This is a genomic window from Natronomonas sp. (assembly GCF_046710025.1).
Lineage (GTDB): Archaea > Halobacteriota > Halobacteria > Halobacteriales > Haloarculaceae > Natronomonas.
In genome coordinates this window covers 1-15,260 of sequence record NZ_JBKEGK010000042.1, presented here as the reverse complement: position 1 = coordinate 15,260, position 15,260 = coordinate 1, and the positions used below count along the sequence as shown (strand labels likewise).

At 64.2% G+C, this 15,260-nt stretch carries 17 protein-coding genes and 1 pseudogene; 4 read left to right on the top strand and 14 right to left on the bottom strand.

What is annotated here, in order from left to right; translation table 11 throughout:
- Positions 1 to 659, top strand: a pseudogene (locus ACI944_RS04795) (SAM-dependent methyltransferase); the annotation flags it as partial.
- Between the two features lie 72 nt (positions 660 to 731).
- Positions 732 to 1,142, top strand: a complete 411-nt coding sequence (locus tag ACI944_RS04790) for a hypothetical protein (protein WP_411717926.1) — start codon at positions 732 to 734, stop codon at positions 1,140 to 1,142.
- A 123-nt stretch (positions 1,143 to 1,265) separates the two neighbouring features.
- Here the strand turns inward: ACI944_RS04790 and ACI944_RS04785 are convergent, their stop codons facing one another.
- A complete protein-coding gene (locus ACI944_RS04785; protein ID WP_411717925.1) occupies positions 1,266 to 1,475 on the bottom strand; it encodes a ribbon-helix-helix domain-containing protein in 210 nt (69 codons plus the stop codon).
- A 128-nt stretch (positions 1,476 to 1,603) separates the two neighbouring features.
- Here ACI944_RS04785 and ACI944_RS04780 point away from each other — a divergent pair, with 128 nt between their 5' ends.
- On the top strand, positions 1,604 to 1,933 hold the full coding sequence (locus ACI944_RS04780; RefSeq protein ID WP_411717924.1) for a hypothetical protein: 330 nt from the start codon (positions 1,604 to 1,606) through the stop codon (positions 1,931 to 1,933).
- On the opposite strand, the gene aglJ is transcribed toward ACI944_RS04780, so the two are convergent.
- The 5 genes from aglJ to ACI944_RS04755 form a co-directional block, all read right to left on the bottom strand.
- Positions 1,930 to 2,865: an S-layer glycoprotein N-glycosyltransferase AglJ gene (gene aglJ, locus ACI944_RS04775; protein ID WP_411717923.1), complete on the bottom strand. Its 936-nt coding sequence runs from the start codon at positions 2,863 to 2,865 to the stop codon at positions 1,930 to 1,932. The two genes, ACI944_RS04780 and aglJ, sit on opposite strands and share 4 nt — an antisense overlap.
- 66 nt (positions 2,866 to 2,931) lie before the next feature.
- Complete coding sequence (locus tag ACI944_RS04770) at positions 2,932 to 3,423, bottom strand: phosphopantetheine adenylyltransferase (RefSeq protein ID WP_411717922.1); 492 nt, start codon at positions 3,421 to 3,423, stop codon at positions 2,932 to 2,934.
- Between the two features lie 50 nt (positions 3,424 to 3,473).
- Positions 3,474 to 4,040 (bottom strand): ArsR family transcriptional regulator, encoded by a 567-nt coding sequence (locus ACI944_RS04765; protein WP_411717921.1) that lies wholly within the window; start codon positions 4,038 to 4,040, stop codon positions 3,474 to 3,476.
- Positions 4,041 to 4,195: 155 nt separating this feature from the next.
- Positions 4,196 to 6,658, bottom strand: a complete 2,463-nt coding sequence (locus tag ACI944_RS04760; protein ID WP_411717920.1) for an efflux RND transporter permease subunit — start codon at positions 6,656 to 6,658, stop codon at positions 4,196 to 4,198.
- Between the two features lie 4 nt (positions 6,659 to 6,662).
- The gene (locus ACI944_RS04755) at positions 6,663 to 8,255 is read right to left on the bottom strand and encodes an exo-alpha-sialidase (protein WP_411717919.1); all 1,593 of its coding nucleotides are present in this window, start codon (positions 8,253 to 8,255) and stop codon (positions 6,663 to 6,665) included.
- A 241-nt stretch (positions 8,256 to 8,496) separates the two neighbouring features.
- On the opposite strand from ACI944_RS04755, the gene ACI944_RS04750 reads away from it, so the two are divergent.
- Entirely contained in the window at positions 8,497 to 9,102 is a 606-nt protein-coding gene (locus tag ACI944_RS04750) for a TetR/AcrR family transcriptional regulator (protein ID WP_411717918.1), read from the top strand.
- Positions 9,103 to 9,129: 27 nt separating this feature from the next.
- Here the strand turns inward: ACI944_RS04750 and ACI944_RS04745 are convergent, their stop codons facing one another.
- The 8 genes from ACI944_RS04745 to ACI944_RS04710 form a co-directional block, all read right to left on the bottom strand.
- A complete protein-coding gene (locus ACI944_RS04745) occupies positions 9,130 to 10,206 on the bottom strand; it encodes a glutamate--cysteine ligase (protein ID WP_411717917.1) in 1,077 nt (358 codons plus the stop codon).
- 142 nt (positions 10,207 to 10,348) lie between these two features.
- On the bottom strand, positions 10,349 to 10,984 hold the full coding sequence (locus tag ACI944_RS04740) for a fibrillarin-like rRNA/tRNA 2'-O-methyltransferase (RefSeq protein WP_411717916.1): 636 nt from the start codon (positions 10,982 to 10,984) through the stop codon (positions 10,349 to 10,351).
- Positions 10,981 to 11,817 carry an NOP5/NOP56 family protein gene (locus tag ACI944_RS04735; protein ID WP_411717915.1) on the bottom strand — a complete coding sequence of 279 codons (837 nt, stop codon included), beginning with the start codon at positions 11,815 to 11,817 and terminating at the stop codon, positions 10,981 to 10,983. Before ACI944_RS04735 ends, ACI944_RS04740 begins: the two co-directional genes overlap by 4 nt.
- On the bottom strand, positions 11,814 to 12,215 hold the full coding sequence (locus ACI944_RS04730) for a putative quinol monooxygenase (protein WP_411717914.1): 402 nt from the start codon (positions 12,213 to 12,215) through the stop codon (positions 11,814 to 11,816). The genes ACI944_RS04735 and ACI944_RS04730 overlap by 4 nt, the downstream gene beginning before the upstream one ends.
- Positions 12,216 to 12,353: 138 nt before the next feature.
- Positions 12,354 to 13,319, bottom strand: a complete 966-nt coding sequence (locus ACI944_RS04725; protein WP_411717913.1) for an NADPH:quinone reductase — start codon at positions 13,317 to 13,319, stop codon at positions 12,354 to 12,356.
- 74 nt (positions 13,320 to 13,393) lie between these two features.
- The gene (locus ACI944_RS04720; RefSeq protein ID WP_411717912.1) at positions 13,394 to 14,119 is read right to left on the bottom strand and encodes a ribosome assembly factor SBDS; all 726 of its coding nucleotides are present in this window, start codon (positions 14,117 to 14,119) and stop codon (positions 13,394 to 13,396) included.
- A gap of 54 nt (positions 14,120 to 14,173) precedes the next feature.
- A complete protein-coding gene (gene psmA, locus ACI944_RS04715) occupies positions 14,174 to 14,923 on the bottom strand; it encodes an archaeal proteasome endopeptidase complex subunit alpha (protein WP_411717911.1) in 750 nt (249 codons plus the stop codon).
- Positions 14,924 to 14,925: 2 nt separating this feature from the next.
- On the bottom strand, positions 14,926 to 15,260 hold a 335-nt coding region (locus ACI944_RS04710; protein WP_411717910.1), incomplete at its 5' end, for an Rpp14/Pop5 family protein.

Genomic DNA, 15,260 nt, shown 5'->3' with positions numbered 1-15,260 from the left:
ACTCGCTGGCATCCGGCGGGACTGTCCTCGCGCTCTCGCCGGCCGAGGAGCGGACGGCGACCCGCCTCCGCGAAATAGAGCGCGACCTCCTCGCCCACAACGAGGAGCTAGCAGTCTATGCGCCGACAATCCGGCTGTGGCCCGGCGAGTCGCCCGGGGACCATGGGTGGAGCTTCGCCCGAAAGCCCGATATCGAGGTGCCGTCGTTCCAACGGCGGCTCGAAAGTGCTGCCCCGGACTCATCGGCGAACCCTTCGGAGGCCGATGACGGTCGGTACACGAAGTCCGCGGTCCAGTTCGCGTATCTCCTGTTGCGGGCCGATGGCCGACAGGCGATCGAATACGAACCCGATCCGGATCGGGTGGCAAAGATGGCCGAAACCGAACGTCACGTCACCGAACGCATCGACATCGTGGCGCTGAAGTTGTCGCCGGATCTCGCCGATGAGGGACACCCGCTATTTAAGATCAGCGACGGCTCGGAGGCGGTCGATCACTACGCCGTTCTGACGGAGCGGTCGGCGCTTAATGATCCCCTTGAGACGGCACCCTATGGATCGCTGCTCCGCTTCGAGAACGTGCTCGTTCTCTGGAACGATGATGAGGGCGCTTACAACCTCGTCGTCGACGCCGAGACGGTGGTCGATCGGCTGGCCTGACGCGGCCCGGATCGCAGGGTACGTCCCCGCCGGTTCCGGACGGACTTTGTTTACCCCCGACAAACACCCCCTGTGGCTTACATTACGCGGGCGCTCCTGACCGCCCTAGTCGAACTCGCGGCGGACCGAGACCCGACCGCCGTGACCGTCTCGCTCGCCGTGACGCCCGCGGGCGAACTCGATGCGTCCCTCCCCGCGGATCAGGCCGTGTTCACCGACATGTATCTCCCGGACACAGGGGGCTCAGTCCAGGCGGTGTTCGGGATGGATCTCTCGACGCCGGGAGCCGCCGGGCGGTTTATCTCCCACCCCGACGGGAGGCTCGCGCTGACGAAGCGCGATGATCTTCACGAGGTCGTTTTCGTCGCTGCGCCGCCGTACGACGTCGAGGGCGTGGCCGCTTTCGACCGATCCGGGTCGGGACAGCCGATCGACATTGTCGATGTCGAACCACCTGACGGCGAAATCGGACATCCGGAGTAAACGGCGTTCGGGGATACTATGCGCCCGATCGCTCCAACCCGACATCCCCAGCGAATACACTGACACGCCACGGGCCACCGTGTCCGTGGCAGTTGGTGTAGCGTGATCGTCCGATCCGACCTGTCACTCCAAGTAGCCGAGGTCACGGAGCTGGTCGGTGATCTCGTCGAACTCCGCCTCGCTGAGCGAGCCCTCTTTTTGATGCTGGATGACGATGCTCCGGAGCAAAAACCGGACTAGGTCGCTAGTCGAGGAGAAACTCGTCCCCTCTATCGTCTCCTCGACGCGCTCGGAGAGATCCTTTGGGATCGAAACCGTCGTGTACTCTGTCATGGTCGTTCCGTGGTGGCCGATCCGAATATGTCTGTTCACCGCCGGTTGGGGGGCCGGCTGGGACGGAGCACAATTTCTCGCCACCGAGTCGGGGGTATTTAGGTGGTTGTGGCGCGTACACGTTCGCAATGGGAGTTCGGCCACCACAGCAAAGCGACGACGACGCTCCGGAGATCATCGCCTTCGGCATCGCGGCTCTCGATGAGCATCTTGAGCGGGCTGACGTAACCTTCCCGATGACCGAGGAAGCGTTGCTCGAAACCGTCGGTGATCCGAGCGTCCCCTACGACGCGACGGGCAACGAGATACGGCTCTCGGACGCGCTGGGGGACCTCCCACAGTCGCGATTCGAGACCCGACAGGAGTTCATGAACGCCCTTCACCCTGTCTTCGAAGCGCGTCGCGAGCGCGGGAATGACAGTTTTGTCGGCCGGCTCCGGTCGCTATTACCCTTTTAATCCTCGATTTCGCGGAGTCGGTCGGCGATTTCGTCCAGTTGACGCGTCTGTTCGCGGCTCACCGAAACCAACACGTCAGTCAGAAAGCCAAACATCAACAGTTGCACCGACAGCAGAACCAGAAACGCTGCCAGCAGCGCCAACACCTCGTGTGAAACGCCCACGATAAAGTATCGGTAGGCGACGAACCCTGCAACCGATAGCCCTGCGAGCGTCCCGAGCGCCGAAGCGCTGCCGAAATAAAAGATCGGGTTGTTGGTCTTGGCGAGCGTGTAGAGCGTCAGAACGATGCGGCCGCCATCCGCCAGTGGCCGGAGATTCGTCTCGGAACTGTCCGGGCGGGCGAGATACCGGATCGGGACGACGTGGGTGTCGACGCCTTGGCGGACGCACTCGGCGGCGAGTTCAGTCTCGATCCCGAAGCCGTCGGCCTCGAGGCGGAACCGCTCGATCGACTCGCGCGTGAACGCCCGGTATCCCGAAAGGATATCTCGGAGGGCCCGGCCGTGGACCGCAGCGAACAGTCGGTTGATAAGGCGGTTGCCGACGCGGTTGAGCTTGGTCATCGCGCCCGGGTCCATGTCGGCGAATCGGTCGCCAATGACGTGATCAGCGCGACCGTCGAACAGCGGTTCGAGCATCGCGTCGGCATCCTCGGGGCGGTAGGTGCCGTCGCCGTCGGCCATCAGCACGTAGGGCTTCTCGATGTAGTTGAGAGCTTCTCGGACGGCCTGACCCTTACCGGCCCCTGACTGGGTTCGGACGCGGGCGCCGTGGTCTTCGGCGACCGCCCGAGTGCCATCCTCGGAGCCGCCGTCGATGACGAAGACATCATCGAAACCAGCGTCCCGAAAGCCCGAAACGACCTCACCGACAGTGGCGGCTTCGTCGAGTGTCGGAATCAACACGCAGACGTCCGTCCGGTCGGGCATTATGACCCTCTGCGACACCGGAGGTAAAAAAACGGCCGGATGCCTCGGTCCACGGAACGACGCCGGTTACTTTTGAATCGGTGACCGACCGTCGGCATCCGGGGTGAGGTTGCCGTGCTCGTCGATCTCGCCGGCGACGATCCGGGTCGAGGAGATCACCTCGCCGTCCTCCGCGTAGCGGTGCTCGACGACCTCGATTTCGAGCGGCGGCAACCCGTTTTGTTCTCTGACCCCGTTGACCGCTTCGCCGCCGTCTTTCGTCTCCGGGGAGACCACGAGGACGTCGAACCCCGGCTCGGTCGCGACGCCTGTGGGTTCGGTCAACTCCCGGATCTCGAACTCGCGGCCGTGCTTCTCGGCGAACGATCGGAGTTCCAACTCGAGGTCTGCCTTTCGCTCCTTGAAGGAACGGACGCACCGGTCGACACTCCGCGTCTCCGGGGCGAGATTGTCGTCGGTCAGGCCGACGGTCACGTCCCCGAGTTCGAACGCGCGCTCGAAGAGCGCCCGGTGACCGTCGTGTACCGGATCGAACGTCCCACCCAGTACGACGTCCATATCCGCCGGAAGGTGCGGCCACCGTTTAGTGGCTTCGGTGCCGAGTCGCGTCAGGCGTCGTCCGGCTCCTCGCCGTCGGATTCTGATTCGATATCGCTACCGGATTCGACGCCAGCACCGGGTTCGCCGTCGCTGTCGTGGTCATCGACGGTGATCGTGACGGGTTCGTCATCACCGGAGCCCCCGACGCCGAGATGACAATCGAGATTGAATACGGTGTTCAGCTCGTCTTGAACGTCCTCAACGACGCTGCCGACGAGTTCGCTCGGCGCCATCGCGGTGTACTCGTAGGGATTGTTGCCCGCCCCGTCCGAGTCACGCTTTCGCCGCTCGACTTTGCTCTCATCGTTGAGCTCCGCAAGCGACTCTCGGACGGTACTCGGATACAGGCCCGTCCCATCGGCGACTTCCTCGCTCGTACTGGCCGGATGCTGCCTGAGATAAACGTAGATGCGGGCCCGAGTCTCGGTGTCGAGCACCCATGAGAGCAGATCCACGATGCCGTCGTCGAACCCCTCGGCCGCTCGTCCGGCCTCCTGTTCCAGCCGGTTGCGCACGCCCTCGGAGTCGTCGTCGGACGCATCGGGACTGTCCTCGGGAGAATCATCCGTAGACATGTGTTGTGTTCAGCCGGACACATGGCGTACCAATAGATAAACGCTGTGACGCTGGCCGACCGAAGCCGAGACAACGGAAGGGCCTCACCAAAGCGTGGCCGGCCGACCGGGGCCGAACCGATGCGAGCCGTCGAGACGGGCGATGATCGCCGGACTCATTCGGACATATCCGGCGCGTGCCGACCCCACAGCAGAAGCGTCGGCGGCAACACAAGGATCGAGGAGACGTACGAAAAGAACACGCTCACAGCCATCAACAGCCCGAAGTTTCCGAGGATGGGGGTGATGGCCAACGCGAGCGCGCCCGTCCCGATCGAGGTCGTGAGCATGCTGCCGGTCAACGCCCCGCCGGTCCCGCTGAGCGTCGTCACGAGTGATCCGTAGGTCTCGCCGCTTTCGTTGTACTCGTCGACGAACCGGTGGGTGATGTGTACGGTATAGGCGACCCCGACCCCGACCGTGATCGAAAGCAGCGTCGCGGTCAGGGCGTTCAGCGGGAGGCCGATCGCCCGCATTGTCGCCAACAGCAACGCGATCGTGACGAGGATCGGAAAGACGTTGACGAGACCGAGCAGGGGCCGACGCTCTAGGGCCCCGTAGACGATGACGAGGAACACGCTCGTGAGTATGACCGCGGTGACGAGGCTCTGGATCGCCGACGAGAATATCAGATCGGAGACCGCGTTGAACACGACCACGCCTCCGGTCGCCGTCGCGGTGTAGCGGAACTCCTCGGCGAACGACCGGGCATCGGCCGAGACGTCGGCCTGGCCGGCGTCGGCTTCGACGTCGTATTCGATCTTCGCGGCCCGGTGATCCGACGTGAGGAACTCGTTGGCCCGCTCACTGCCATCGGTTTCGAGCTCGTCGTAGATTCGATCGAGGTTCCGATCGGGGACACCGTTGTCGTTCCGGTCGTTGCGCTCGACGAGGGCGGCGAACTCAGGATCCCGCTCTGCGCGGTTCTGAATGACCGTGATGATGCTCGTCGATTCGGCCCGGCGGTTCTCCTCGATAAAGGAATCGGGTGGGTCCCGGTTCGTCTTGTAGATGGACTCGAGGGCGCTGTTATCCTCGAAGGGGCCTACGAGGTATATTGTGGCTGTGTCTCTCTGACTCCTCTCAAAGCGATCCTCGATCAAATTGAGGTTTTTCGTCGCGGTGTACTCACTCGGTGCGAGCGGTTCGGGGAGAACGTCGATGTACACCGGAATCTCCTCGGGGGGCAGGAAGTCGTCGGTGTCGAAGGACCGATCGACGTCTTGACCGTACGCCGCCGCGCCGCCGCCGATCACGAGCGTGAGGACGACGAACGCCGCTGGCGCGACCCGAGAGACCGTCGCGCCGACCGCCAGCAGTTGACCGAACTTCGACTCCTCCGAGGATATCGGAGCCGACCCGAACTCGGGAAGCGAAAGGCGGTCCCGCAACCTGTCGGCGACGATCTTCAACGCCGGCAGGAGGATGCCGAAGATGAAGAAGGTGTAGCTGATCCCGATGGCAGCGACCAACCCGAAGTTACTTATCGGTCCCAGATCGCTGATTACGTTCGCGCCGAATCCGAAGACAGTCGTGACGGTCACGATGAAGAACGCGACGATGAGCTGTCTATTCGCCGTTTTCATCGCTGCTCGGGGGGCGACCCCCTTGACCCGTTCCTCCCGGTAGCGGTTGATGATGTGGATACCGAAGTCGATCCCGACCGCGAGCAACAGTACCGGGACGGCGATCATGTTCTGGTCGAACGGGATGCCGGCGTAGCCGACGGTCCCGAACGTCCATACGAGCGTCACAGTAAGCGCGATCAGTCCCAACACCAGATCGATCGGGTCACGGTAAGCGACGATCAGGAAAACGAGGATCAAGAACAACACGAGCGGCATAACGATCGTCAGCGAATCGCCGATGACGTTCGCGTTCTCGGCGCTTATGATGCCCGATCCGAACACCCGGATGTCGCCCTCGGTGCCCTCAACGACGGGCTGCATCGACGTCTGGATCTCCTCTATTTGCCCCCCACCCTGATCCGGCCCGCCACCGCTGCTGCTCGGCACGTCGTGTGTGACGACGGTGATTGAGGCCGACGCCGACGCCGACGCGGCGTTGAAATCGTCCGATAGGAGTGCTCGGAACCGCGGCTCGTCGGCCAACTCACGGATCGCAGCCCGAATATCTCGTTCCGAAGCCCGTTCGACCGTCCGCAGTTGCTGTTCGGGCGTAGTCGCGGTCGGATCAAGCGTTCTAGCGATAATTACCGCCGGCCCGGCCGCCCGTTCGTACCTGAGCGCGGCTCGGCGATTGGTCCGATCTAAAGCCGTGAGGCTGCGGCGCAGTTCCGTCTTTGCGAGGACGTTGTCGCTGACGTGGACCAACTGCGTCGTCGCCTGATCATCCTCAAAACGGTCGCCGAACTCGTCGTTGACCGCGTCCAGCGCCTCCTGCTCGGGTAGCCCCTCTGTGAACGCGTCCGTCGCCTCCGAATCGGTTGTGATGAGCGGCATTCCGCCGGCGAGGAGGGCGGTTACGAGCACGAACACGCCGATGACCGCGAGCGGACGGTCTAGGATGATCTCGTTGACCCGCTCAACAGCCGACTCGAACGACTGGCCGAAGTCCATCGACTTATCCTCGCCGCCGCCAGAGCACACCGGCGCCGGCCGCGACGATTACGACGAGGCCGCCGACGAGGAGCCACGGGATGCCGCCGCCCTCGGCTTCGGTAACGTCGATGGCCGCCCGGTAGGTCTCCGAGACCTTGCTCGTGCCCTCCTCGTCGTCGTATCTGAAGTCCATCTCGACCGAGTACGTCCTCGGTGCCGCGCCGCTGTCGGCGCTGACCCGGAACAAGGCCGTCGTCGACTCGCCCGGTTCGAGGGACTCGGCGTACGCCTCGTCGTCGTCGCCGGTGCCGATCGGGCTGTCAGTGTACAGTTTGGCTTCAACGTCGCTGACGGGCTCGTCGAGGTTGTTCGTCACGGTTACATTTATCAACCGCTCGGACCCGGCGGCGATGCTGTCCTCTTCAATGTCGACGAGGAACTGATCTCGGCGTTCGCTGACCTCGGTGAAGGCGTCGACATCGTTGTATTGGGAAAGCTCGTTTTCGTCGTTGCGGTAGGTGACCGCCATCGCGATCGATTTCGAGACGGGGTCAGCCTCACGGGTAACCTCGATCGGGAGCCGGAACTCCGCGGACTCGCCGGGGGCAAGCGACCCGACGGCGACGTCGCGTTGGATCGGGACGAGGTTCGGGTAATCATCGGCGTACCGGACGACCACGCTGTTGACGGCAACCGGGCCGGTGTTGGTGACGGTGCCGGTGAGGTCGCCGTCCTCGCCGACGCGGAGTGTCGAGTCGGTGTCGGTGATCTCGAACGTCTGTTCGGCCATCGGCGTCACGTCCAGCGTCGGCTGGGTGTCCGTGCCGGGGATGCCATCCAAATCCTCGTAGGTGACAGTCGCATCGAGCGGGTACGCCCGATCGCTGGCACGCGGGCCGAATCGAACGTCGTACTCAATTATCGCGGTCTCGCCGGGGGCGAGTGACGAGACGCTAGCGGTCTCGCTCGGGCTACCGCCGAAACTGACCCGTTGACTCGTCGACGTGAGCTTGACGGTCAGGTCTTCGGCGGGTTCGCCGCCGACGTTCTCGATCTCGGCCGTCGTCGGGCCCGAATCGGCGACCTGCGCGGTCGTGTCGACTTCGGTGAGGTCGAAGCGGGGTGCGTCGTCAATGACGATGTCGACCTCGCGGGTAACGGTGTACGAGCGGTCACCCTGGGTTCCGCCCCTATCGAAGACGCGAGAGGTGTGTCGATACTCGAGTTCGACCTCGATCTCGTACTCGCCTTCCTCGGCGTTCTCGGGCACGTCGATCTCGATAGGTACGCTCCTTGGCGACTCGGTGCCGATGCTGCCGATCGATTTCTCGCCCGTCTCGACCGAAATCGGGGCGTCCTGCTCGTCAACCTCGACGCGGACATTGCGGGCGGTGGTGGTCATCTCCATCGATTCGGCCGAGCTTCCGTCGTTTATTTCGCCGTCATTCGCGATTTGGAGCGTCAGCTCGCTCGTCTGCCCCGGGGTGAACGTGTCGTCGGGGACGAACACGTCCAACTCGACGTCGCCGGAGGAAAAGCCCGTCTGGGCGCTCGCCGTCCCCGGGACGAGGGCAATAGCTCCGACACCTGTCGAGGTGACCAACAGAAGTGCCACAGCAACGACACCGAGCGACCCGGGGCCCCGACCACCCCCTCGGGGGTTAGCAGTTGTATCAGAATCCGTACGTCTTCCGGGACCATCGGGGACATCGTCCATCGGCTATAATATAAAACCAAAAATTCATAAACTTTCTGTTCTTGAGTTTTTGTATGTATTCGAGGGAATGCCCCCAACGCGACTGCGCACCCGATACCGCCGCCGGCATTCACCGTTCGGACAACCGGAAATCAGGCAAATGAAAGGGTTTAGCGACAGCGAGCGCGACCGGATTCGCGAGGGACTGATTAAGACCGGCCGCGAACAGTTCTCGGCGTTCGGCCACGACCGAACCCGGATCAGCGACCTGACTGACGAGGTCGACATCGCGACGAGCACCTTCTATCAGTTTTTCGACTCGAAGGAGGCGCTGTACCTGAAGATCCTCGGCCGGGAGCAAAGCCGGATGGCCGACGAACTCGAGGAGCTTCTGGAGGCTGCAGTCGACCTGCGCTCCGAGGTTCTGGCTGGGATCGAGTACTTTTTCAAGGAATTGGAGACGAATCCCCTATACTACCGGCTCATCGTCGAGGAAGACATCCGGCCGCTCCACACCGAAGCGAGCGAGGCGGGTCTCAAGGCCTACTACGAGGAACAGTTCCGGATGTTCAAACCCCACGCCGAGCGGTGGACTGACAATGACGAGTTCCGGATCGACGACCCCGAGGAGCTGGTCGGCCTCTTTCGGTTGCTCTCCTTTACTATCGTCGCAAAAGAAACGTTCGACGGGCTCGGCCCCTCAAGACTTGACGACGCTCACGAGGCGCTCGTCGCGTCGCTCGTCGACGGGCTCTTTTTTGAGTAGCGAGTAGCCGGGTACCGCTCGGGCGACTCACCCTAACACCAGCGACGCGCAGAGCGCGTCGAGGCCCGCCTCCTCCCGGAGGCGACGCTGCTCCGAGGCACCGCTTTCGCTGTCGTAGAGGTCGGCGATTCCGGAGACGCCGAGGCGACTCCGTTCCCTGTCGACCAATTCTCCGAGTGATACCGTCCCCGACCAATCGGCAGTGAGCAGTTCGGCGTCGTGGCCGTATCGGAGCGCGCGCCACTTGTTCTCGTCGAGGAACTCCCGGCGATACTCGCTGGCCGCCTCGCCGTCGTCGTAGCGCGCGCCGAGGTCCTCGACGAGCGCCTCGGTGTATTCGACGAACGCCATCACCCGGTCGGGGTCGGCCTGCCCGTCCGGCGTCCGAACCTCGACGGTGCCGTGCTCGGAGTGGGGCCGGACATCGAACCACAACTCGCCGCGGTCGTTTATGGAGTTAGTCTCTACCATCGTCCGCTCGAAGGCCTGAAACGATTCGAAGTCGTCGAAGGCGGTCGGCATCCCCGTGTTCGGGAGCGCCTCGAAGATCTTCGCTCTGGCCGACTGCAACCCTGTGTCGAAGCCGTTCCAGTACGGAGAGTTCGCCGACAGCGCGAGCATGGTCGGCAGATGCCACCGGAGTTCGTTGGCGATCCAGACAGCCTTGTCGGCGTCATCGACGCCGACGTGGACGTGGACGCCGGCGGTTGTGTTCCGATGTTGGGGGTACTGGATTCGCTCGAGTTGTTCGCGGTAGCGCGGCTTCTCGGCGTGTTCGAGTTCGCGCCACTTCGCCGCCGGGTGCAATCCGGCCGCTGCGATGTCGAACCCGTGTCGGTTCGCGTGCTCGACGAGCGCACTCCGGACATCGCCGAGGGCCTCGCGAGCCGCCCCGAGCGAGTCGACCGTCGGCGTCTGCGTCTCGATGACGAACTTGAAGAGCTCGTGATCAAGTCGGCCCTCAAGGAGTTCGGGTGGTTCGTTCCCGTAGACGAGTTCTCCAATCCCCGACGTAGGGCGTCCGTCGGCGTCGACAATAAAGAACTCCTCCTCGATGCCGAGCGTTCCGGCCCGGTCGAACGCGTCGCGCGAACCCAGATCCATCGTGGTTCAATTCAGCGTGCGCCGTTAAATACCATGTGACCGCGGCCGAACCCGACGGAAGCACCGTTCAATCGGGCTTCTCACCCGGGGGGCGTGTGTTCCGTTGCGTCAGCTGTCACGCCACCGCGTTCCCCCCGCCCTGTCACCGCGGCGTCGCGATGACCCCGAAGTGGTCCTCGTGAAACGGCTCCAGCGAGTGCGTTTCGAGGACATCATAGCCCTCCGAGAGCGTCTCCAACACCTCCTCGAGGACGGCATCGGGGTCCCGGACGACATCCTCACTTCGCGTCTTGACCGCCAACAGCAGGCGGCCGTTCTCGCGGAGGAACCGCCGGTTCGTTAATGCGACGTTCGCTTGCCCGCGGGTCGCGACGTCTTGGACAATCGCGTCGACCGGTTCGACAACGTGGGCGTACGTTTCGGGCGCTCTCGCGTCCTTCAACAGCGGGAAGAGGTTCGAGCGGGACTCGGCGGCATCGAGCAGATCGCGGGTTGGCCGGGCCGCGAACTCGACGGCGTAGGTGGGCCCGGCAAAGTCCGCAACGTGGCTGACGGTCGTCCCCGCTGCGGCGCCGAGGTACAGTACGGTTTCGCCGCCCTCGAGGCCGTGATCGGCTCCGCGTTCGAACATCGCCCCGAGTTTCGATCGGCGGGCGTCCCAGCGGCGCCACTCGCCGTCGGTCGGTTCGTCGTACACCGGTTCCCCGCGGGTCGTAAGCCACTCGTCGTCGCCGCCGAAGGAGCGCCGCTCGACGCCGCTGGGGAGTTCGGAGCTCATTCGACCTCACGCGCCTGGATGCGCTCGATCCGGTCGTGGAGTTCGGTCTCCAGTTCGGGACGCCGGTCTCCCGCGTAGTGGTCGATTCTTGCCGCGATCGAGAGCTTTCCCGCGAGCGCCCGCGCAGCCGAGCCCCGGTTTTCGGGGTGGGTTCCGCTCACCGCCTCGTGGGTGAAGATGATCCCGTGTTTCGGCGACGGCGCCCGCCCCCGTAGGTGGGCGAACAACGCCTCCTCCGCGCCGAGGACCTGCACCGTCCCGGCCGGCTTCCGGGCGAGTTGTTTTAGCCCGCCAGCGAGGGCGATCAAGCGGGCGGCGAGTACGGCACCTCCCAGGCCCGTGAGGTTCGGCGCGACCTCAGGGGCAGTCCGTTCGATGTGGCTTCGAAGCGCCGCGGCCTCGTCGTCGAGCTCTGTGACCCGTTCGGCGAGCGAGGCGAGTCGGCGGTCCGCAATCTCATCGTCGTCGGCCAGCGTTCGCGCGTATGCGACGCCTGACCCCGCGCCCTCGCGCTGGCGTCCGGCCCACTCGGCGACCCGTTCGGCGAGTTCGTTCGCGACGCGTTCGCAGTCGTCCATCGCCCGAACGCTGCTGATGAGCTGTCGGTCCTCCGCGGTCTCCGCCTCCCGGACCGCGTCCCGCGTCGCCGACATGGTGGCGTCGTGAAGCAGGTCGTAGTAGTCGGCTTCGTCGTCGGCGAAGTCGGCTTCGACCGCCCGAGCGGGCCACTCGCCCGGCCCCTCGGCGGATCCGTGTTCGATCGCGTCGCGGGCCCCGTCGAGATCAGCCGGGTCGACATCCTCGAACCACCCCCTCCCGGTGTGTTCTGTCATACGTGGGCTTTCGTCCGCACCATTGTTAGTGATCGCTTTTTATATCGACCGGTGGGCCGGACGCTCGCCGGTACTCCGTACGACGCTTCCTGTCGGAGTTCGAGTTCGGTCGCCGACTCGACCTCGAACCGGAGGGTCTCGGGGTCCTCGGCGAGCAGCTCCGGAAGCGCCGCCTCAAACGCCTGGAAGTGCTCCGTCTCGATGTGAGTCTCGAACGCGTCGGTGTCCTCGCACCGCTCCACGAATCGAAGCACGTTCGGTTCCGAGACATCCGTCACGGCCCGGTAGTCGATCGTCCCCGCCTCCGCCTGTGACTGTTCGACGAGGTCCTTGATCAGTTCGAGTGCCTCCTCACGCTTTGCCGAATCAAGCGGAAACGTCGCGTGTACGACTATCATCCCGGTTGATCGGGAGATAGATAATATATAAACCTCCGCCGCGTGGGCAGCCGAGACGAACCACCAATCTCCGCTGGGAACTACACACCAGCTCACATATGGGGTAGTAAGGACGTCACGACTACCGGACAGTCGTTATTAGGGCTCGATGACGAGTTTACCGAGGAAGCTGTCGGTCATCACGTCGCGCTGTGCCTTGGCCGCTTCCCCGAGGTCGTAGCTCCGTGCGACCTCGACTTCGAGCGCCCCAACGTTCATCAGGTGAGCGACGCCACGGAGCGGCACCCGGAGGTCGGGCGTGTTGAACATGCTCATCAGTTGGTAGGTGACATCCTTCGCGCGTCCGCCAGCGACGGCTGAAAAAGCGGGTGCGGGGTCGTTCTCGCCGATCCCGACAACGGTGGCGTCGGCCGCCGCGACATCCGCATCGAACTGGAGGTAGTCGTCGAGGCGGTGATCGAGGACCACATCGACGCCGCCGTCGGAGGCGTCGATAACGGCCTCAGCGAGATCCTCACGGCCGTAATCGAGGACTGTTTCGGCCCCGAGGGCCCCGATCTCGTCGTGATACGTCGGTGCGGCGGTGGTGAGACACTGCGCCCGGACGGCGGCGGCGATCTGGACGGCGACGTGGCCGACGCCGCCCGACCCCCCGTGGACGAGGCAGTACTCGGCAGGATCGAGGTTCGCGTGGTCGACCAGCGCCCGCCAGGCGGTGCAGGCGACGACCCCTGCCGCGCCGGCCTGTGTCATTTCGGCGTTGTCGGGGAGTTCGACGACCCGATCAGTCGGGACGGTGGCGTACTCGGCGTAGGCGCCTTGATGCTCTCCGTTGCCGATTCCGGTCCCGTAAACGCGGTCGTCGACCGAGAACGAGTCGACGCCCTCGCCGGCCGCAACGACCGTCCCGGCGATGTCAACGCCCGGGGTAAACGGCAGGCTCACGGGCTTATAAGAGCCGTCTCGAAAGTACGTGTCGACCGGATTAATCCCTGCGGCGCCGACCTCAACGAGGAGTTCGCCCTCGTCCGGTTCGGGTTGATCGATTTCTTCGACGCGCAGTGCCTCGGGTCCGCCGTGGTCGCCGATAGTGACTGCTCGCATGGTGTCCGTCGACTCTCGGCGGGCCAGTATAAAAATCCCCCATGCGAGCCACCGACAGCGGTGCTTCGGGCGCGCTACCGCGTTCCGATCTCGTCTTCGTCCTTGATCATTCTGGTTTCGGCCTCGCCGCTCGTGTGCTCGTTGACCACGTCGTAGAAGTCGTTCTGGAGACCCGCCGGGAACCGGAGCACGCCGACCCACGAGCCGTCCGACTGCCACTCTTCGCTCTCGAGGTCGCCGAACTGGCGGATCTGCGCCTGCGCGCTGCCGGCGTAGTCCGCCGGTACTTGCACCGCCATCACGATCTCGTCGAACCGGATCGGGATGACCGGCCGGAGGGCGTCCAAGGCGTCGTCGACTTGGTTCTCGACCGGTTCCATCGGATCAATCTTGAATCCGGCCTCCTCCAAGGCGCGTTCGATCCGCTCGGGCGGATGGGGGGCGTCGTCCATCTGTGGGTTGACGGCGTTGCGGGCGATCTTGTTGACGAGTTGGTTGTGTTTTCGCTCCTGCATCTCGCGGCGCTGCTCGGCCGTGATCTGGATCTCGCCGCGGCGGATGACCTCGGGGATGATCTCGAGGGGATCGGTCGTCTCGAAAACCTCTTCGAGTGATGTCTCCGGTGGCCGGTCGCCGGAGGAGGCGTCCTCGAAGACGTCCTCGGCGGCGATAACGTCCTCGAGGTCGTCGTCGAACTCCTCGCGCCTGATCTCGAGGGCGGCGTCGGGGTCGACAAGCACCTCGAAGCGCTGGCCGTGGGACTCGAGTCTGGCCGTGACAGCCTCGTCAAGTGATATCATGCGTGTCGATACGCGGGGGGAGACAAAAGGTGTTCCCAAACGGGACCGGCGCGGTTACTCCTCGTCTTCGTCCTCGTCAGCCAGCAAGCCGTGCTCCTCAAGTTGCGCCTCGATCTTCTCGTCGGGAACCTTCTCGAAGCCGTCCTCGACGGACACCGTGGCGAGGCCGATCCCCTCGGAGGTGAGTTCGTCCTCGTTGACGGAGGCGAGCGCCTCCATGGCGAGGCCGATACCGCCGTCGATGTCGAGGTCGTCGGTGTAGTGCTCCTCGAGGTAATCCTCGATATCGCCGCGGTCGGCGCCGACTGCGAGCGCCTGCCACTCGTAGGGCGTCCCCGAGGGGTCCGTCTCGTAGAGTCGGGGCTCGCCGTCCTCAATGCCGCCGATGATCAACGCGACGCCGAAGGGGCGCGCGCCGCCGACCTGCGTGTACTGCTGGATGTGGTCGGTAACGGCCTTCGTCAGCGTCTCGACGCCGATCGGCTCCTCGTACCGGAGCTGATTGACCTGCGCCTGCCGGCGCGCAAAGTCGATAAGCTGGCGGGCGTCGGCGACGTGGCCGGCGCTCGCGATGCCGATGTGATCGTCGGCTTTGTGGATCTTCTCGACGCTCGTCCGCTCCATGAGCGGCGAGCGGATGCGCTTGTCGACTACCAACACGACGCCGTCATCGGTTCGGATCCCGATAGACGCCGTGCCTCGTTTGACCGCCTCTCTCGCGTACTCGACCTGGTACAGACGGCCGTCCGGGGAGAAGATCGTGATCCCCCGGTCGTACGCCTGCTGCTGCGATTGTCCCTGCATTGTTAGTTGTCGCGAATATCGAGTGCTGTCGCGCCCACGCGGCCGTCCGGGAGGTCGACGTCAACCCGGTCGTTCCGGGCGACGGCGAGCCGTTCAGCCCCGGCGAACGCGACGTTTCTCTCCTTAATTCGTACCTCCGGACGCCGTATATACTTTTCCTCACAGGCTCGGACCGTGCCGCTGACGCCGCGAACCGAGAGCCCGATCGGAGCTCCGTCGACCGCTGAGACAGTCGCGAGAACGGCCCGAAGCCGCCCCACATCGCCGCGGCGGACTCTGATGACTGCCTCGCCGTCACCGTCCTCAAAGGAGAAGTACAACACGCTGCTGTCCAGTT